19 protein-coding genes are annotated in these 19,415 nt (G+C 37.0%); 1 reads left to right on the forward strand and 18 read right to left on the reverse strand.

Translation table 11 applies throughout. The annotated features are described in order from the left end of the window. Positions 1-34: 34 nt before the first annotated feature. The 16 genes from ACN6MT_RS22195 to ACN6MT_RS22270 form a co-directional block, all read right to left on the reverse strand. Positions 35-646, reverse strand: a complete 612-nt coding sequence (locus ACN6MT_RS22195; protein WP_419888083.1) for a nucleotidyltransferase family protein — start codon at positions 644-646, stop codon at positions 35-37. Beyond that, the gene (locus ACN6MT_RS22200; RefSeq protein WP_419888084.1) at positions 639-1,691 is read right to left on the reverse strand and encodes an XdhC family protein; all 1,053 of its coding nucleotides are present in this window, start codon (positions 1,689-1,691) and stop codon (positions 639-641) included. The genes ACN6MT_RS22195 and ACN6MT_RS22200 overlap by 8 nt, the downstream gene beginning before the upstream one ends. Before the next feature lie 252 nt (positions 1,692-1,943). Continuing rightward, positions 1,944-2,828 carry a YitT family protein gene (locus tag ACN6MT_RS22205; RefSeq protein WP_419888085.1) on the reverse strand — a complete coding sequence of 295 codons (885 nt, stop codon included), beginning with the start codon at positions 2,826-2,828 and terminating at the stop codon, positions 1,944-1,946. Positions 2,829-3,005: 177 nt separating this feature from the next. After that, positions 3,006-3,953 carry a biotin-dependent carboxyltransferase family protein gene (locus ACN6MT_RS22210; RefSeq protein ID WP_419888086.1) on the reverse strand — a complete coding sequence of 316 codons (948 nt, stop codon included), beginning with the start codon at positions 3,951-3,953 and terminating at the stop codon, positions 3,006-3,008. Beyond that, positions 3,950-4,714, reverse strand: coding sequence for a LamB/YcsF family protein (locus ACN6MT_RS22215; RefSeq protein WP_419888087.1), 765 nt, complete (start codon positions 4,712-4,714; stop codon positions 3,950-3,952). Before ACN6MT_RS22215 ends, ACN6MT_RS22210 begins: the two co-directional genes overlap by 4 nt. Beyond that, positions 4,711-5,445, reverse strand: coding sequence for a 5-oxoprolinase subunit PxpB (gene pxpB / locus ACN6MT_RS22220; RefSeq protein ID WP_419888088.1), 735 nt, complete (start codon positions 5,443-5,445; stop codon positions 4,711-4,713). Before pxpB ends, ACN6MT_RS22215 begins: the two co-directional genes overlap by 4 nt. Before the next feature lie 112 nt (positions 5,446-5,557). Then, on the reverse strand, positions 5,558-6,892 hold the full coding sequence (locus ACN6MT_RS22225) for a Na+/H+ antiporter NhaC family protein (RefSeq protein WP_419888089.1): 1,335 nt from the start codon (positions 6,890-6,892) through the stop codon (positions 5,558-5,560). A 144-nt stretch (positions 6,893-7,036) separates the two neighbouring features. Beyond that, a complete protein-coding gene (locus ACN6MT_RS22230) occupies positions 7,037-7,651 on the reverse strand; it encodes a TVP38/TMEM64 family protein (RefSeq protein ID WP_419888090.1) in 615 nt (204 codons plus the stop codon). A gap of 165 nt (positions 7,652-7,816) precedes the next feature. Continuing rightward, positions 7,817-9,604, reverse strand: a complete 1,788-nt coding sequence (gene pepF, locus ACN6MT_RS22235; protein WP_419888091.1) for an oligoendopeptidase F — start codon at positions 9,602-9,604, stop codon at positions 7,817-7,819. Between the two features lie 130 nt (positions 9,605-9,734). Continuing rightward, positions 9,735-10,019 (reverse strand): hypothetical protein, encoded by a 285-nt coding sequence (locus ACN6MT_RS22240; protein ID WP_419888092.1) that lies wholly within the window; start codon positions 10,017-10,019, stop codon positions 9,735-9,737. A 156-nt stretch (positions 10,020-10,175) separates the two neighbouring features. Continuing rightward, positions 10,176-12,107, reverse strand: coding sequence for an LTA synthase family protein (locus tag ACN6MT_RS22245; RefSeq protein ID WP_419888093.1), 1,932 nt, complete (start codon positions 12,105-12,107; stop codon positions 10,176-10,178). 201 nt (positions 12,108-12,308) lie between these two features. Further along, a complete protein-coding gene (locus ACN6MT_RS22250; RefSeq protein WP_419888094.1) occupies positions 12,309-14,189 on the reverse strand; it encodes an AlwI family type II restriction endonuclease in 1,881 nt (626 codons plus the stop codon). Positions 14,190-14,272: 83 nt separating this feature from the next. Then, positions 14,273-15,178: a DNA adenine methylase gene (locus tag ACN6MT_RS22255; RefSeq protein ID WP_419888095.1), complete on the reverse strand. Its 906-nt coding sequence runs from the start codon at positions 15,176-15,178 to the stop codon at positions 14,273-14,275. Between the two features lie 8 nt (positions 15,179-15,186). Next, the gene (locus ACN6MT_RS22260) at positions 15,187-16,266 is read right to left on the reverse strand and encodes a DNA adenine methylase (RefSeq protein ID WP_419888096.1); all 1,080 of its coding nucleotides are present in this window, start codon (positions 16,264-16,266) and stop codon (positions 15,187-15,189) included. An 86-nt stretch (positions 16,267-16,352) separates the two neighbouring features. Beyond that, positions 16,353-16,982 carry a LysE family transporter gene (locus tag ACN6MT_RS22265; RefSeq protein WP_034674318.1) on the reverse strand — a complete coding sequence of 210 codons (630 nt, stop codon included), beginning with the start codon at positions 16,980-16,982 and terminating at the stop codon, positions 16,353-16,355. A gap of 49 nt (positions 16,983-17,031) precedes the next feature. Next, entirely contained in the window at positions 17,032-17,256 is a 225-nt protein-coding gene (locus tag ACN6MT_RS22270) for a hypothetical protein (RefSeq protein ID WP_419888097.1), read from the reverse strand. Between the two features lie 227 nt (positions 17,257-17,483). Here ACN6MT_RS22270 and ACN6MT_RS22275 point away from each other — a divergent pair, with 227 nt between their 5' ends. Further along, positions 17,484-17,996, forward strand: coding sequence for a DUF3231 family protein (locus ACN6MT_RS22275; RefSeq protein ID WP_034674288.1), 513 nt, complete (start codon positions 17,484-17,486; stop codon positions 17,994-17,996). A 48-nt stretch (positions 17,997-18,044) separates the two neighbouring features. On the opposite strand, the gene ACN6MT_RS22280 is transcribed toward ACN6MT_RS22275, so the two are convergent. Further along, positions 18,045-18,902 carry a manganese catalase family protein gene (locus ACN6MT_RS22280; protein WP_419888098.1) on the reverse strand — a complete coding sequence of 286 codons (858 nt, stop codon included), beginning with the start codon at positions 18,900-18,902 and terminating at the stop codon, positions 18,045-18,047. Between the two features lie 56 nt (positions 18,903-18,958). Next, a complete protein-coding gene (locus ACN6MT_RS22285) occupies positions 18,959-19,138 on the reverse strand; it encodes a hypothetical protein (protein WP_419888099.1) in 180 nt (59 codons plus the stop codon). Positions 19,139-19,415: the final 277 nt, after the last annotated feature.

Genomic DNA, 19,415 nt, shown 5'->3' on the forward strand with positions numbered 1-19,415 from the left:
AGGTTTACACTTGGGTCGTTCCACGAATTTACCTTTATAAATTAGGAATGTTAGCAGTCATTCTTTGTTCCCCTATCCGATATTCTTCAGGTGTATCAATATCCATTCCCCAAAATGGATGATCAAATGTAAGGATTTTTGTTTCGCTTTTATAATTATTTATTATTGCTTTACCACCTTGATCACCCTCTAATTTTAGAAATTCATCATATAAACTTTTATCAATCAATATGGGGTGACCGAAATTGCCCTGATATTGTGGTCGGACAATACGTGTATCTTTACCAAATTCTTCAATCATTGATTGGACGACCAAATTAGGAACAAAAGGCTGATCTGCTAAAAAAATGAAGGCAGCATCTGTACAATCCTTGATGTTTTCAATTCCTATTTTTAATGACGAGGACATTCCTTGTTCATAGCCCCTATTATAAATATATTCCACACTAACTAAATCCGAGGATGCAGTTTGAAACGCCTGCAAATGTTGACCTGCAATTAAACAAATTGGCTGCAGGTGGTTTCTAATGGCTTGTTCAAGCGGATATCGAAAAAGTGGTTTTCCGTTTAGGGGCAGTAAAAGTTTAGGATGCCCCATTCGTTTAGACAATCCAGCAGCAAGAATGATGGCTCCTATCCTAGGCATGAATCTTCAATTTCCCTTTTAGTGATTTCCCTTCACGATTGGACCGGACCGCCATCAATTCAGAAACAATACTTATTGCCACTTCCTCCATCGTTTCTGCACCTATATCCAGACCAACAGGTGAAAAAATGTCTTCTCCAATGGTTAAATCCGCTCCTATATTCACTAGCATTTCATGTGTTCGGGATACAGGCCCTAAAACACCAATGTATTTAGGGTTACTTTTTAGAGCTAGATTGAGGGCCTCTTCATCACGACTCTGCAAATGATTCATGATAACCCACCATGCATTTTTTACGTTTTCTGGATTTATATTTTCCGGCAGTTCAACTAGATGATGTGCAGCAGGGAAATACCGTTCTTTATTAAATTCACTGCGCGGATCTAGAACAGTTACCGAAAACCCTGCTTTTGCAGCAAATTCAACGACTGGCATTGCATCCTTTCCAGCGCCTGCTACGATTAATTTTTGGCTTGGGCGTATTGCATCAACCACGAATGTACGCCCTTCCCATTTAATAATTTCCGCTCGTTTTTGTGATTTAATGCTCTTTCTTGCACCTTCGTACACGACAGAAGGAAGGTATTCGCTGTCACCAATGACATCTCCATATTTTGTAACAATTGCTTTAACTCCTGTTTGTATTTCAATAATTAAGGAAAATTCCTCTTCTTCGTTTAACAATTCGTCAGTCGATTTCCAAAATGGGTCCTCTCTTTTTATAGGAAGGATGAGAATTTCTAATGAACCTTTACAGCCAATTCCCAAACCCCAGATCTCGTTATCACTTAGGTCATAGTTTAAGGTCGCTGGTGTCCCTTTTTGAAGAGCTTTTTCTGCATAACCATAAATATCACCTTCTAAGCACCCGCCGCTGATTGTTCCCACTATTTCAGCATCTTCTGCCATCATCATCTTAGTACCTGGCATTCTGTATGATGAGCCATTAACACCAATCAACATAACAATCGCAGCATTTTTATTCTTTTCCCATACAGCTTTAACCGAATTCATTATTGTACGAAATTCTTTTAATTGTGACATAAACGAGTTCCTCCCCTAATAAGGATTGCGTTATTGTAATGATATATTTTTTTAAGAATATTATCAATAATCTGTCAATTAATTAGATAATGTTTGTTAGTACTAACCAACTATCTCTCAATAAGAATGTTATATTAGTTACAAAAAACTGTCAATGTTTTTTGAATTAACCAAAAATTCAAGAAACATTAAATACTAATAAAAAAAACCCAGAGAATTTATCCCCGAGTTTTATTGTTACTAATACGAATTTTAATGAATGTCCCTCTTCTTAAAACGTCCACCCCGAACTTCGGATATGTCAGCAATCGCCAAGAAGGCATTTGGGTCAATTTCCTCAACAATCGTTGTCAATTTCGATTCTTCAAGTCGAGTGATGATAGAGAAAATGACCTTTTTATGGTCTCCGGTATAGGCTCCCTCACCCTTTAGATAAGTCACACCACGGCCTAAACGAGCATTTACAGCATTTCCGATTTCCTCTGCTAAATCACTGATAATCCAAACCGATTTGGATTCCTCGAAGCCATCAACCACTGTATCAATGGCTTTTGCAGCAATAACGTAAGCTAATACAGAGTACATTGCTCGATCAAAACTGAACACAAACCCGGCTGCACCTAAAATAAAAATATTGATAAACATAATGATTTGACCAACGGAGAATGGTACCTTTTTGGTTATAACGAGTGAAAGTATCTCAGTCCCATCTAAAGCACCGCCAAAGCGAATAACAATACCAACCCCGATTCCTAATATCATGCCCCCAAAAATGGTTGCAAGAAGAATATCATCAGTAAAAGCTGGTACTGGGTGGAATAAAGTTGTAAAAACCGATAAAACAATAATTCCATAAACGGTAGATATTGCAAAGGTTTTACCCATCTGCTTGTATCCTAAATAAACAAAGGGCAGGTTTAACACGAATAGGAAGATACCAAGTTCAAGACCCGTTAAATGAGATAACATGATTGATATACCTGTTACCCCTCCATCAATAACCTTATTAGGGACTAAAAAGATCTCTAGACCGACAGCCATTAATATTGCTCCGAGAGTAATGGATATCGCTCGAAAGATTTTTTTACTAAGTGGTAGCTTTCGATGTTGTACTTTTCCGTTTACTAGTTCTGTCACAAAATCACACCTTATAAAAAATTTATTAATAAAACCAAATTGGAGAATGAACGTTTCGAATAATTCTCTGACTAGGTTATTATTACCAATTCATGTAGCCTTCATGAATCAACTATTACTAATAATTATACCATAAAATCTATTAAACCTGAATTATAGTTCATCTTTATTAAGGAATTACCCCCTTGATAACCTATATAAGGTGGTCATCTTGTTCTTACCTTGAATTAGCAGTTTTTGAGCAGTTTGGAGTGATACCTGCTTAAATCTTATCCTGGTACCCGGCTGCGCTTGAGCAAGAAGCGGGATATCTGCAGAAATAACAGTTCCGATTCTAGAATAACCTCCCGTTGTTTGGTGTTCAGCCATAAGAATGATAGGCTGCCCGCTTGCAGGGACTTGGATTCCACCAAAAGGAATGGCGTCTGATATAATATCTGCGGCCCCGCTATGCTCTATTTGTGGACCTGTTAATTGATACCCCATTCGGTTGGACTGGGTGGTTACGGAATATTCTTTCGTTAGAAATGTTTCGATACCTTTGGAAGTAAATTTCTCAGTATGTGGACCAACTATTACTCTTACCGTTATTGGGTTCGTATATTTTGGAATTAGCTTGGTGTGCAGATTTCTATTTCTTCTGGTGAAGGGATTCCCATAAAGAATATCCCCCTTTTTTATTGCCCTTCCTTCCAAACCTCCAAATTTTCCTGTTAGATACGTTGATTTACTATTAAGTACAATAGGCACATGAATTCCACCTGCAATGCTTATATACGTTCTTGCTCCCTCTTTCAGCTCTCCAAATGAGAGAATTTGCCCTTTTTTTATCACAATGCTTTTCCAAAGCGGGATCTCCTGCTCATTAATTTGTGGAGATAAATTCCCTCCACAAATGGCAATAGAGACATCATATAAAGCCAGTAAGACAGGTCCAATTAGCGGTGCTTCAAGTGCTGCCTCCTCTAAGTCGTTACCAACTAATAAATTACCCATCTGCAATGAAAAAGGATCCATGGCACCTGAAATGCTAACCCCAAATTCACGAAATCCAAACCTTCCAACGTCTTGTACAGTTGTTTGCAAACCGGGTTTTAACACTTTAAAGATTGGGGTCCTCATCATCTAAGCCAACTCTTCCTAATTTCTATATTTTCTTTTGTTAAGGCATTTTTTAATTCTGTTATAAAATTTAAAGCAGCAGGTTCATCACCATGAACACAGACTGTATCTGCAGTGATAGCAATATCAGTTCCGTCCGTTGTCGCAACTTTCCCTTCTCTTATCATTCGGATAATTCTCTGGGCTGCAATGTTCATATCATGAATCATGCTGTTTTCATCATTTCTAGAAGTCAACGATCCATCAGGTTGATAGGTTCGGTCTGCAAACACTTCCTGTGCAGTATTTAGACCTTTTGCTTTTCCAGCTTGGATAAGTTCACTACCGGATAGCCCAAAAAGGATTAACGTAGAATCAAAATCTGCAACAGCCTGAGCGATGGAATCTGCAATCAATCTAGATTTAGCAGCCATATTATACAAGGCTCCATGGGGTTTAACATGGACCAGCTTTACTCCTTCGGCTTTGGCAAATGCACTTAAGGCACCCATTTGATAGAGTGTGAGATTGTAGATTTCCCTAGTGGATACATTCATCTCTCTCCGGCCAAACCCAAAAATATCCGAAAATCCAGGATGTGCACCAATATTTACATGATATTTTTTTGCCATTTGAATGGTCTCCATCATCACATTATGGTCCCCTGCATGATAGCCACAAGCAATATTTGCAGATGATATATGCTTCAAAACCTCTTTATCATTACCAATTTTAAAAAATCCATAGCTTTCTCCAAGATCACAATTGATGTCAATGTAACTCAAGTTATTTCCTCTCCCTTCATGTAAGTCAAAACTTTATAATTCTTTGAAGCAGCCATTTCTTTAATGGCAAGAAACTCGTCCCAATCCACAGGGAAAAAGGATACATAATTGCCTGCAGACAAGAGTGACGGATTGTTTTTTTCGATATCAAATAATGTTATTGGGATTATACCGATAATTCTCCAGCCTGAAGGGACCTCAGAAGGATAAATTCCTGTTTGTCCGCCGCCAATTCCCACTGAACCTGCTGCAACCTTCGCTCTTGGTATTTCTAAACGAGGCGTTGATATTTTTTTATCTAATCCACCAAGATATGGAAAACCTGGTACAAAACCAATCATATGGACTAAATATTCTTGGTTAGAATGTAAGTGAATAACTTCTTGTTCACTAATGCGATTGTACTCTGCAACGAATTGTAAATCTGGACCAGTATTTCCTCCATAATAAACAGGAATCCTATAGACAATAGGGCTATACAGTTTTAATTCCTTTGCTGATTCCATTACAGAATAAACGATTTTCTCTAATTGGCGATACCTTATTTTGGAGGAATCATAAAAAATTGCAATCGTGGTAAACGTTGGGACACACTCAATAACACCATCAATCTTAAAACTTGTAAAGTTATGTAAAAAGCGATTAATTTGGTGATGAGTACTCTCATCAATTTCATTACCAAATGAAATCCTGATCGCTGAATCTCCTAATGGTACGATTTCAACACTCATTTGTCTCACCTCTTTTCAAACTATTTGCTAAATTACTTTATACTTTATTTAATGCAATCAAATAAAGCAACAAAAAACGCTCTGATCATTAAAAGACCAGAGCGTAATCGTTTTAGCTTACCTTTTCACCAACACGGTTGGCGGCAGTTTTTTCATCCATTTTTGTTGTAAAACGTGGAAATCCCGTTAAAATTGCCAATACTCCACAAACACCTATTAATATTGGGTAATAAGAATAAGTTAATATACTGACTGGAGATATACTTGCAACACCTGCAGCAACAAGTATTTGAGCACCGTAAGGGATTAACCCTTGTATGCTGCAAGAAAAAACATCCAGCAAACTTGCCGACCTGCGAGGATCAATTCCGAACTTACCGGCAATATTTTTCGCAAGTGGTCCAGCAATAATGATTGAAATCGTATTATTTGCAGTTGATAGATCTGTTAAGCTTACAAGTCCAGCAATGCCAAATTCAGCACCTTTTTTCGATTTAATTTTTCTTGTTACGAGATGAAGTAAGTAGTCAATCCCGCCATTATGCTTAATGACTTCCACCATACCAGCAATTAAAATTGCCAGAAAGGAGATTTCGAACATACCTGCCATACCATCGCTCATTTTTTGAATAACTTCCATAATCGTATAGGTGCCATCGACAAACCCAATTAAACCAGCAAATACAATTCCTAATGTAAGGACAAAAAATACATTCACCCCTGCCAACGCAAAAATCAGCACACCCAGATAGGGCAGAATCTTGATCAAATCAAACGATTGCTGATTGATATTTGCTTGTTCGCCCATTGTTAATACCGAAAGGATGATACACGTAATAATGGCTGCTGGAAGGACAATAAGGAAATTCACCTTAAACTTATCTTTCATTTTTGTCCCCTGCGTCCTTACAGCTGCAATGGTCGTATCCGAAATAAATGACAAGTTATCACCAAACATTGCACCGCCGATAACGGCTGCCATGGATAGTGGAAGAGATATATCCGTTTGCCCGCTAATACCAACTCCTATTGGTGCCAGCGCTACAATTGTTCCCATACTAGTCCCCATTGACAAGGAAATAAAACATGCGATGACAAAAATTCCAACCATTAAGAGATTTTGAGGTACGATTGATAGCGCCAGATTGACAGTGGAATCAACTGCACCCATTCCCTTTGCAGTTTCGGAAAAAGCACCAGCTAGCAGGAAAATCATCACCATTAACATAATATTTGACTCTCCTGCACCTCTTGTGAAAATTTCCACCTTCTGATTAAATGATTCTTTCCTATTCATTGTTAGTGCTACTGCTGCTGCGATCACAATCGCTACAAGGACTGGAAATTTATAAAAATCGCCCGAGATGATTCCGGACCCGATAAATAATACTAAAAATACTGCAAAAGGAATAAGCGCCCATGGATTCCCTTTTCTGCTTGTACTCATGGAAAACACTCCTCTCTATTTCTTCAAATAAAAAAACCTCTTCTTTCAAAAAAGAAAAAGAGGTTTTACTATCTATTTTTGCACGCAATTATTAGGGTACAATAATTTTTATCATTGCGCAAGGTGTGAAATTGAATTGTACAGTTAATTTACTTGCTTTCTTGTTTTCTGTTTTTTCCTAATACGATAAAAGACAACGACTCCAACTAGGACCAGTACAATCCCAAGAAGGATATTTTGCTCAGTATTGCCCTGCATTAAACCAGCAGGTATCAGTGATAGCACAAAGAAGAAGATTAAATTACCCAATATAGTCCCCACCATAAAATGTTTAAATTTAATGGAACTTAAGCCACTGAGAATATTGATTAAGCTTGTTGGAACGAATGGGATAATACGGGCTTGGAAAACAAAGAGCAGCCCATTTTGCTCCATCTTTGATAATAATTCTGGATTCGTTTTTTTTTGCACCCAATCATTAAAAAAATACCTGCTTCCAAAAAACCAGATTCCTGCAGCAATAATACTTGTAAACCAACTCCAAATTAGACCATTAAAGAACCCAAACAATGCGTAGTTGATTGTGATGATGATAATGAGGGGAATAATTGTAAATGAGTTTTGGATCACCATAATGATAAAAGTAAAGAAGAATTTTGAAAATGTAGTATCTTTTAAAGACATGATAATGGAATCTAAATCCCCGTTTCGAAGCAGCCGGAAGGTTTCGGTATGATGAATAACTAAAAAAATGATCAATATTATTCCAATCATAGAAACTATTTTTTTCCAAATATTAATCACCTATTTTCATAGTAAGGTAATCTTGTAAGAGTAAAATATATTCCTATCCTTATCATACCATGCGAAAATAATCCGTGATAAAAAAAGATGTCACAAAAATCTGCGACATCTTTTTTAAGCTTATAGTAACGAAAATTCTTCTACGAGCTGGCTAAACTTTTTCATGGCATTTTCTATTGGCAGAGGTGTGGTTAAGTCGACTCCTGTCTTTTTTAACAGTTCAAGAGGATAATCGCTGCTTCCACTCTTTAAGAAGTTAAGGTAGGCTTGTAATGTTTCCTTATCTCCATCCAATATTTTGGTTGCCAAATGTATGGCCGAGGCAAAACCTGTTGCGTACTTATACACGTAAAATGGACGATAGAAATGAGGAATTCTCGACCAGCCAAATTTCACTTCTTCATCAAACACCACAACATCCCCATTGTATTCTCTAAACAATGATTCATAAGTTTGATTAAATACCTCGACATTTAAAGGTGTACCCTTTTCTACAAGCTCGTGTGTGATTTTCTCGAATTCCGCAAACATTACTTGTGTGAAGAAGGTACCCTTAAATTGATCGATAAAATGATTCAATAAATGTTTCCGTACCTGGAGGTCCTTTTCAGTATTCAACAAATAATTAATCAATAAAATTTCATTAACCGTAGACGCTACTTCCGCGACAAAAATACTGTACCGGGCAGTAATTTGAGGTTGGTGCTGTGAGCTTAATTTACTATGAACACCATGCCCGCACTCATGGGCGAGGGTAAATAAGCTATCTAAATCATCTTGATGATTTAATAAGATAAAGGGATGTACTCCGTATATTCCCAAATTATAGGCTCCAGACCTCTTGCCAGGAGTCTCACGGACATCGATATAACGCGCATCCTTGAATTCTTTGAGAATGGATATATATTCTTCCCCAAGTGGAGCCAGGGCTTTTACCATCGTCTCATAGGCTTCCTCGTACGGTATTACTTGTTTCACTCCCTCTACTAAAGGAACGGACATATCATACTGGCGCAATTCATCTAACTGTAGTTTTTCCTTGCGGATTTCAGAATACCTGTGCAGCGGAGCAATATTTTCTTTTGTGGCCTTAATTAAGTTCTCATAAACTTCCTTAGGCACCATATCACCGAATAATGCTTTTTCTAATGCAGAAGGATATTTTCTTATTTTTGCCATCGTAACGTTATTTTTTATAGCGGCTGACAGTGTGCTTGCAATGGAGTTTTTCAATTCAACATATGGTTTGTAATACGCTTTATATGCCTCTCTTCGTTTCTCACGATCTTCATCCTCGATTAATTTCGAGTACATTCCTCTTGTCAGCTGAACCTTGTCACCGTTGTTATTGGTGACATCGCCAAACTTAATATCCGCATTGTTGATCATTCCAAAGGTTGTACTTGGAGCAGACAGAGCTTCCCCTAATTGTGATAATACTTCTTCCTGGTCTTTACTAAGAACGTGTGTTTTGTAGCGAAAGGATTCATACAAATCCTCCTCAAAGTACTTAAGACCCTCTTCTTTTGCAATATAACTGCTTAAGGTTTCTTTATCTAATCCTAATAAATACGGCATAAAAAACGAAGTTGAAGAGCTTACCTTCACACTAAGTCCTTTAGCACGATCTAATAATGATTGTGAACTTGCATCCCTTGTATCCTCATCCACTCTAAGCATACTGTAGGCATAGACATGATTAAAGGTATAGGATAACTCTTCTCTTTGTTTTAAGTATTCATATAGACTTTTACCGTCCGATATCGCTCCATCAAATTGCTTAAGCTTTTCTGCCATGTTTTCAACAAGTTGAAGATCGTTTTCCCATTTGGAAATATCGGAATAAATATCGGCAAGATTCCATTTTTCATTACTAGGTACTTCTTGACGGGAATTATATGTAGTCATAGCGCCCTCCTTATTGGCTATCTTTATTAGTAAATATTCAATTCACTCTTGTTCTAGACCTCTCAAATCCAACAGCTTAGGAACGTCAAAAGCACCTTGGTCAGGTGCTTTTACTTTATCTTATTCACCCCTAAATTTCCAATGAAAGAAACTGATTAAATCGATGATTAGCATGACAATGTGGGCACTTGACAGTAATTTCGACATCAACAATTTGTAATGTTCCGTTGTTAGCCAAACTCTTTTTAAGGACAATGACTTGCTCCGTCACACTTTTACCTTTATAGTTTGTTGACAAATCTTCTTGATTCCTTTCTCCACTAACGATTGCAGCATATTCAAAGTCACTGTTACACAGAATACAAGTATTCTTCCCAATTACTACACTATTTGCAGCTGCTAATTGTAAGTTCAAATGCCTCATCTCCCATCTGTCCTACATAGTTTCGACATTCAAAATAGCGTTTCCTTCTTAAATTTATGTAAGCAAAAAAATTCACTTTTTGGACAATATTATAAAAATATCTAAAAAAGGCTGTTTAGGATTCCCTAAACAGCCTTTCAGATTATGCTATTTTTTATTGTAATTATATTGTGTTCGGTCAATTGGTGTAAAGTTTTCAGGATTATAGAAACGTAATAAGTCTCCATTTACTACCTTATCAGAAAGAGCCAGCTTATTTTCTACGATATTCTGAAGATTCTCTGCCTCTTCCAGCCTTGTTTCATCTATTTCCAAGCCGGTAGTGGAGTCATAGAACTTACCTCCGACTGCGGAAATAGTTGGGCTCATAAAGCTGCCATCACGGAAAGGTACAAGATCATCATGCTGTTCAGATAACAGGTCAGTACCGAACTGAACATAATCTTTTGTATCAATACCTAACAAGTGAAGAAGTGTAGGCAAGATGTCAATTTGTCCACCGTATTCGTGGTTAACTCCACCCTCCATACCAGGTACGCGAATAAAGAATGGTACACGTTGTAATCCTGCGCTGTCAAAATCAGTAATTTCTTTTCCTAAAACTTTTTCCATTGCTTTATTATGATTTTCTGAAATACCATAATGGTCACCATACATCACAATAATGGAGTTATCGTATAGTCCAGATTCTTTGAGATAATCAAAGAATTGCTTTAATGCCTCATCCGCATAACGAGCTGTCTGGAAGTAGGTATCAACAGATTTATCACCTGTAGTATGTGGAGCAATCGTTGCTTCTTCTTCAGCCAGCGGGTAAGGATAATGATTTGAAACAGTAATAAACTTAGTATAAAAAGGCTGTGGTAATGATTCCAACATTGGGATCGATTCTTTAAAAAATGGCTTATCCATCAATCCATACTCTGCAAGATCATCCGGATTCATATTATAGAAATTTTCATCAAAGAAGTGCTTATATCCAAATGATTTATAGATCTCATCGCGATTCCAGAAGCTTCCTGAGTTTCCATGGAAAACAGCAGACGTATAGCCATGAGTCGCTAGAATCGCTGGTGCTGCTTGATACGTATTTAATCCTTTTGTCGTAAAAGCAGAACCCTGCGGTAATCCATATAATGAATTTTCAAGGATAAATTCCGCATCAGCTGTCTTACCTTGCGCCGTTTGATGGAAAAAGTTATCAAAATACATTGTATTTTGGTCCTTTGTTAATGAATTAAGGAAAGGTGTTACTTCTTCCCCATTCAACTTATAATTAATAAGGAAATTCTGCATAGATTCTAGATGTAAATAAATCACGTTCATACCTTTTCCCGCCCCAAAGTATGCAGGGTTAGGCACAGCGTAATTAGATTTTGTATAGTTGATCACTTCAGTTATATCGTCACTATTAGCCATAACTCTCTGTGCTGATGCTTTCGTACTTTTTACCGCGTCATAGATTGTGTAGTTGTACATTCCTAAATATTTGACGATATAGTTACGGTCAAATCCTCTTGTTAACAGCTGTGGACGATCACTTTCAGCTAGTCCAAGATTTCCACATGAGATTGCCAATGATAACGAGAATACAGCAGCTACTTTCCTGCGGTTCATATCTTTATACTCAACCTTCACCAATCGGAAAGCAAGTAATACAACTAAAACAATGATATCGATAAAGAATAAGAAATCATAAGGTCTTAAAAGTGTTACCACACTTCCACTAACATCCCCAAAGTTTTGGGTCTGAGTTAAAGTTGGCAGCGTAATAAAGTCATTAAAGAATCTGTAATAAACCACATTTGCAAATAAAAGAAAAGATAAAAAGAAGTCAATCACAAGTAATGCAATATATTTTTTTCGTCCTTTAAATAGTAAAGCAAAGCCTAAAAATAGTAGTGATGATCCTAAAGGGTTCACAAATAAAAGAATTTTTTGTAATGTATTTTCGATTCCTAAGTCAAATTGAGTTAATTGCGCCAAATATGTTTTCATCCAAAGAAAGAAAACAGCTAAAAAGAAAAAGCCAATATATTTATTTAAAATACCCTGACTCCTTTGAATTAAGTTATTCATTTTGTTGCACCTGCCTTTTAGCAATATATCATTTATTTTTTTATGAGTTTAATAAATTTATAGTAACAAGTAAATATGAACAATCTATGAACATAATCTAAATAAAATAATTCAACACAAATGAGTATTATACGCACAATTTCTAAAAAGTCAAGTTTGATTGCATAGCAAAAAAGACATGTGATTAGCGCACATGTCTTCTTATTGATTACAAAAACTGTCTATATATTGATCAATGGTTGGTATCCATTGGGTTGAATCATCAATTTGCTGAACAGCGATATGGTGTAACGCTGAAAACAAATTCCATAAATCCTTTTGGGAAAATGAACTGCCAACATTTCTTATTTCAAAAATTTTATTGATGATTTTGGCATAGTTTTTTAGTGTTAAAGGAATAATCGCCAAGGTTTGACCCTCAAAAATAGGATATTTCACATTTCCAAAAAAAGTATTGATTGTATCTCTATGCAGTGAAGGCGCTAGAAATAGACCTATTGTCGGCTTTGTCGATTTCTTCGACAAATCTGCTACATGCCTCATGACTGGTTGGCCTTCGTTAATCCATTGATCACGACCTTGCATCATGGTCACTTCACCAACTAATTGAAAGTCCGGATAATCAGCCAATAAGTCTTCTACATTTCCTCTTGCTGTCCAAAGTGGTATTCCATCATCACCGACATTGTAATTAGGTTTGATAAAATTTGCATTTCCAATCGCAACTAAGCTTTCTGCAAATAACCATTCTAAACGTACAGATGGTTTTTGCACCTCTGGAAACTTACGAAAGCTTTGGGTTCTCCCGCTCATCTCTTCTATAGCAATCGAGATTTCTTTTAATTTTAAGAATTGGTCGTTCTTGAACATTTTTAAAGTTCTGGTTGACTGTCTAATCAATTGACGTAAAGATTGTACTGCGTCCGCTAACCTATTGATGTCGGTAAATTTTTCAATATAATCACTATTCCTGACAGCATCTGGCCTTATTTTTGCAATCGCATTTTGTATTCTTTCATGTTTTACATATAGATTATTATATTCAATCCCTAATTGACTAAACGTTTCCCATGGCAGATCTGGGGTTTGTGTGTCACTTAAGTAATTTATATAGTCATCCACATTTTTAAAATTATCAGCCTCTGCTGTGAATTCCTCTGAGATGAAGGCAGCTTCTCTTGTTCTACTAGGTGAGATATCAATATACCGGCCACCGCCACGCAAATAAAGGATCCCCGTTTCACGGAAGTACCTTATCGCAGAATCTGCATAATCACGAAGATTCGACTTTTTCGTTTTGAGGGATTCCTCGCTTTTTGTGTTGAATACCCTCTCAGTAAAATCATTAAAGAAACTTTGTTTGAATTCTTCTCTTTCCATCCCGCCCATACTTTTTACCTTAAGTCTATAATCAATAATTTGCTCAATGGTTTGAGCAATATTTTTCGCATCGACTAAAGTAGGAATATACATTTTCATTTCATCAAAGGAGATACCTACCGGACGCAAACCTAACTTTTCTGCTCTTTGATTGACCCCTGCAATGACTTTTACGGTTGCTACGAACGGCTTAATATTAAAGCCATTTATTTCCGTTGGGTTATCAAGCTGCCATTTTAAGAACATCCTAAGGAACATATTCTCCGTGTTAATCCCTTGTGAAAACGCTTCTCCTAATGGAGTCAACGAGACCTTACCAAATTCATCTCTATTTCGTACAAAACCAAAGTTTGTAAGAGGAGAGAATGCTGTTCTTCCACGAAAGGCATAAATTTTAAATTGATCATCTTGATAGGTTTTATTTTTATAAAAGACGGTTGACATTAAATCGTTAACTTCTTCTTCCGATAAGATATAACTAAAATCTTCTTTTGGTAAAAAACTGCTCACACGCTTTTTCCACACAGGATCCTTACTGTTTGGCTGGTATAAGCCTCGACGAATGGTTTCAAAAAAGAAGTCTTTCTCAAATTCCTCGTCCCTTGTCCTTCCTTGCATAATCCGAACTATTTCTATGTATCCCTGCAGCCGGTCAGGAGACCTCAATGTGGTATTGATACTCCAAACGCTATCCCTAACCATAAACACCCCTCCCTTACCCTTCCATTCTAATATAGCTTTTTACATCACAAGAAAAAAGATGTAAAAAAAAGAAGCGCTAATCCTCAATAATTCGTGATTAGCACTTCTCGCTCTAATGAGCCGGTCTGTTTTTTCTTTTGATAACTAGAATTACTGTAATTCATTTTTAGATCATGTATGTGATAATTGCGCGCCCAATTTTCTAGTATTGTATTTTTCCGATCACTTTTTTCAAGAACATTTGATAGTGCAAACTTTACTTTACGGTAATTTAATGAATCCAATAGCTCTAATAAACTTCTTTCATGTTCTTCTGTCCAGCCATTTTGTTCATTATATGTGGCAGTTGTAATCAGATAGGGAGGATCGGCATAAAGAAAATCACCAGAGCCTAACTGATGGATAGATACCTCACGAAAATCCTTCTCGTGAAATTCAATGTCTCGGATTTGCATGGCTTGCATAAACTGAAACAGATTTTCCCTAACATTGTTATTAAAATCTCTTTTTCCAACTGGTATATTGTATCCGCCCGATTTGTTAAATCTTATTTGATTATTAAATCCAAAGATAATCAACGTGAAGAATTGTAAATCCATGGGAAATTTATTTATCGATTCATTATAATCTTTTCTTAATTGAAGATATTTTTCCTTATTATATAAACCCACTCCGTCGGCACTGTTTGCCTGATAGAAATCATAGCCTTTATTCATCGTATCACTTAATTCATAGTGAGCAACGATTTCTTCGATTCCAGAAACAACGTTTTCATAGGAATGGTTTTTCAGATAATTAAACAGAGATATCAATCGTCCATTGATGTCAAAAGCAAATGTTTTTTGTGAATCGATATTTACTGCAACATTCGCCCCCCCCGTAAAGAGGTCAATAAAAATATTAACGTTAGGCGGAAACAGGTTTGTCAGCTGCGGCAGGAGCTTATGTTTACCACCTGTATAGTTTAAAGGTGATTTAATAAATGTCATTTTTTCACCTATTGTCCAACATGACACACAAAAAGGCGTTCTTGATAATTATCTATATCTTTCAGCCCTGTTGTAAAATGCTTGTAGTCTTGTTCATAGCTAATGGTTTTACCGCGTTTTTCTAGTGATGAAATCATCTCATGATCAGATATCTTGGCGTTTGAACGGCCATCGCCCTTCTCTGCCATATTACTATAAGATACCACGATGAGTTTAGCATTTACGTGTTGAATTAAATCATCAAATGCTTCTGGAGCAGACTTTAAACAATATTTACTTTTGCCATATTGACGGTCTTCAGAACTAATTTTCCTTGCCACTCCTTCAAGTTCCGGCTTTTCCCACATTGCTAAATTTTCTAAAAGATGATAGGAATCAACATATTGTCTTGAATTATAGGGAGTATCTATATAAAGTATGTCTGTATTTATTTCTCTTACCAATTCATTCGCGTCTCGTTGATAGATTTTATTTAATTGATTGGTTTCATTCTCAGTCAAAGCCGGCATGAGCAATGTAATGGGGTTAAACATATCAAGGTTCTTACGGTAGGCCTCGTAATGTCCCACCGTATTTGCAGCCTTGTCCAAAGCATACATAAGGGAGGTGAAAAGAATGGAGAATTCTCTGTTGTTCACTTTGCCTGTCTGCTTTAATTCTTCCATTTTGTCACGAACATATCCAACTTTCCGCGCGTTTTCTTTTGTGAAATATTTATCACCATAATTAATGGAAAAGTAGTTATCTTCCTTCACATCTGCTTCATTAAACGTTTGTAAGATAGAAGCTACTTTATTCTTATCAAATGGTTCCGGGGAGAAAAAGGTGTGATAACTGTGAATGTTAGAAAAAAGCAAATCATTTATAATAAGTTCCTTACCTGGTTTATTAAATCGATTTCCGACTACACCCGTTCCGCCAAATAAGTCTGTAAATGAGTGCCACTCTTGAATCGATTTATTGACCACATCTTCTATTAATGGAAGCAACTTTGTTTTCGCTCCTAAATATCTTCGACTGTGGATGGCAAACTCTTTTTTCTCTTCATTTTGCGTATTATTTACTTGGTTTTTGTTCTTTAAAATCATGTCAATCCCCTCTTGTTGTGTTTCCAATAAAGTTTTATTATATTCTATCACAGTACAGGGAGGAAGGTATTAATTTTATATTTTAACTAGAAGAGCGCATTTATCCCCTGATATCCAAAATATAAACCAAACAAAACGAGCGAAGCACCCGAAATGATTGAGATGGCAATTAAACTTTTAACAGTCAGTAACTTTCGAAACCCAGTTGTGAGTGCTGCAACAAATACGTCCCATATGGTCAATCCAAGGAAAATCATACTGCTATAAATTAACAATGATTCAGTCCCGGATGTTTGAGCTGTTTTGGCTAAGACAGACCCATATATCCCCAACCAAAATAAAACAGATAATGGACTTGTAATGGACATAATAAATCCTGTAAAGAAACACTTTATTAATGATTCTTTCTCCCTGCTATAGGTGAGGGTAATTGTATTTGCATTTTTCATACTTTCGACACCTGAATAGATTAGGATAAATCCGCCGAATAACCATAAGAAAATTTGAATAATCGGGACACCCAAAAATTGAACCATCCCTAAATAAACGAGCAGCATAAAGAATCCATCAGCAACCATTGAACCTGCACCAACTACCCACGCATGCCAAAAACCATTTTTTATCCCCTTATCTAATCGCGCAGAATTCACAGGACCTATTGGGGCTGCCAGCGTAAAGCCCAAAATAATGTAACTCACTAAAATGCTAATACTCAAAAAAAACACTCCACTCCGCCTATATCTCAACTTGTACATTTTATGTAAATTATTCAGACTCATGACCAAAAATTCTATATTCCTTTTTGACCCGATTACCGATTTTCATTTTTTCGGTCAAGTGGGTGCCTTCTATTTGACCCAATTTCAGATATTCACTTTTTTCGGTCAAGTGGAAGGCTTCTATTTGACCCAATTTCTGATTTTCACTTTTTTCGGTCAAGTGGGAGCCTTCTACTTGACCCAATTTCCGATTTTCACTTTTTTCGGTCAAGTGGGAGGCCTCCATTTGACCCAATTTCCGATTTTTACTTTTTTCGGTCAAGTGGGAGCTTGTCGCAGTTAGTCGACCTGCGTAAGGCATAGATTTTGGCAAACATAAAATAGACGACAATGATAAAAAATTAATGAGAAGGTCTCGAAATGGAAACCCTATTGATGTGCTTCAAGAAAGGTGGCACTTTGATGAATAAATTTTCATATACACTAAGGAGGGCAACGATGGGAATTTTAAGCGGCAACCCTAAAGAAGAGCCTTTACACTATGGCGAAGCATTTGATTTATGGTCTTCATTATTAGCAGGCAATGGGATGATTGCAGGATATCTAACCATGATAAACCATGCAGGTGATGATGACCTAAAGAAATTATTAATGGAAGCAACTGAACTTTGCCAACAAGAGAAAAAGCAATTGGAAGAGCTTTTAAAAGAAAATGGCATTGGTTTGCCACCTGCGCAGCCAGAACCACCTGAAGCTTGTTTAGAGGATATTCCAGTAGGTGCACGTATTCCGGACCCTGCTATTGCTGCCGGGTTATCTGCTGATATCGCTGCTGGATTAGTGTTATGCAGCCAAATAATCGGTAAATCAATTAGAGAAGACGTAGCGATGATGTATGGGCAAATCCATGCTCAAAAAGCTGCACTGGGAGCAAAAGTCCTTCGTTTAAATAAAGAAAAAGGCTGGCTGATTCCGCCGCCGTTACATTTAAATAAGCATGGCGATTGTTAATTTCACCACAAAAAAGGATGAACACATCTGTGTCTCATCCTTTTCACTTTATCTATTTAAATCACTGATCCCAGGGCTATGCTCATTCGGCATATCAGGCATTACCGGAACTGGATACCCTTGTGGCGGTGGCACTACTTGTAATGTTCCAGAATCTCTGCTTGGCGATTCACCTTGGAATATCGATCCTATCAATGTTTCATCAAGTCTGAAGTTAAATTGAGCATTATGGTAGCCCATCTCTACATATTTACGGCATTCTGGATACTTGTTTATGTCATAGTTCGGTACTGGGAAGATTTTCCCCCAATTCACACCTAATGTTTCAAGAGCCTTAGCGAAAGCGTTTTGGTGTGCATTATCGCGGACAATTAAGAAGGCTAAAGTTTCCCTAAACGTTTTATTAGAGCTCATTTCATAAATCCGTGTTTTTTGTAAGACACCGGTTGATTCTAATACAACATTATCCAATAAATCACTAATTAAGTTTCCATGACTATATACATAATTACCTGACCAAGGGTTTCCTCCAGCATCTACTGGAAGTGAACTTTGAGCTCCCATAATAAAATGATGAGGGTTAGCGTGTTCTTTTACCGCTTCTTCTAATGGAGCACCGTTACTACCTCCGGCTCCAACTGCCTCTTCACCGGACCCATTCAATAGTTGATTTATCGTTGTTTGAACAAGTTCAACATGGCTGATCTCCTCAAGGAAAATCCCTCTAATTAAATCACGGTATTGCTTTTGATTACCTCTAAAGTTTGAGCTTTGAAAGAAAAACTGCATCATTGTGCGCATTTCGCCGAATCTGCCGCCCAATGTTTCCTGTAGCACTTTGGCTGCAGCAGGGTCAGGTTTATCTGGAACTATCATATTAATTAGGTCTTCTCTATAGAAATACAAAGTATTACCTCCATGGTTTGAATTATACTAAATTAGCTTACCCGAAGGTCCTTCCCTTATTCGAACTCGCCCTCTTTAGGGTCTTCTTGATAATGTTCATTTAAATACGTATTTTCAGTTGTGGCGAAGTTGACTGATAGCAAACTCATTTCCGGGTCCATCCCGTATAAGCCTTTAAAATCCTTGTCAACATTTTTCCCGCTTTGAAATTGTGGTTCTATCTCTTTTTCTTTCACGTTCCAACACCCTTTCTTTTTTGATTGTTATTACATAGACCTTATGAAGGACAAATCTCATTGGGTTCTCTCCGGATTTGTCTTTCATCAACCTTATGAAGGATAAATCTCATTGGGTTCTCTCCGGATTTGTCTTTCATCAACCTTATGAAGGATAAATCTCATTCGCAACTTACCGGATTTGTCTTTCATCGACTTTATGAAGGACAAATCTCATTGGGTTCTCTCCGGATTTGTCTTTCATCAACCTTATGAAGGACAAATCTCATTCGCAGCT

Source organism: Neobacillus niacini, assembly GCF_048572935.1.
Lineage (GTDB): Bacteria > Bacillota > Bacilli > Bacillales > Cytobacillaceae > Neobacillus > Neobacillus niacini.

Bases quoted from the DNA above. Each gene is read 5' to 3' on its own strand.
- ACN6MT_RS22195 (WP_419888083.1), bottom strand. From the start codon at position 646: ATGCCTAGGATAGGAGCCATCATTCTTGCTGCTGGATTGTCTAAACGA.
- ACN6MT_RS22200 (WP_419888084.1), bottom strand. From the start codon at position 1,691: ATGTCACAATTAAAAGAATTTCGTACAATAATGAATTCGGTTAAAGCT.
- ACN6MT_RS22210 (WP_419888086.1), bottom strand. From the start codon at position 3,953: ATGATGAGGACCCCAATCTTTAAAGTGTTAAAACCCGGTTTGCAAACA.
- pxpB (WP_419888088.1), bottom strand. From the start codon at position 5,445: ATGAGTGTTGAAATCGTACCATTAGGAGATTCAGCGATCAGGATTTCA.
- ACN6MT_RS22225 (WP_419888089.1), bottom strand. From the start codon at position 6,892: ATGAGTACAAGCAGAAAAGGGAATCCATGGGCGCTTATTCCTTTTGCA.
- pepF (WP_419888091.1), bottom strand. From the start codon at position 9,604: ATGACTACATATAATTCCCGTCAAGAAGTACCTAGTAATGAAAAATGG.
- ACN6MT_RS22245 (WP_419888093.1), bottom strand. From the start codon at position 12,107: ATGAATAACTTAATTCAAAGGAGTCAGGGTATTTTAAATAAATATATT.
- ACN6MT_RS22250 (WP_419888094.1), bottom strand. From the start codon at position 14,189: ATGGTTAGGGATAGCGTTTGGAGTATCAATACCACATTGAGGTCTCCT.
- ACN6MT_RS22255 (WP_419888095.1), bottom strand. From the start codon at position 15,178: ATGACATTTATTAAATCACCTTTAAACTATACAGGTGGTAAACATAAG.
- ACN6MT_RS22260 (WP_419888096.1), bottom strand. From the start codon at position 16,266: ATGATTTTAAAGAACAAAAACCAAGTAAATAATACGCAAAATGAAGAG.
- ACN6MT_RS22275 (WP_034674288.1), top strand. From the start codon at position 17,484: ATGGGAATTTTAAGCGGCAACCCTAAAGAAGAGCCTTTACACTATGGC.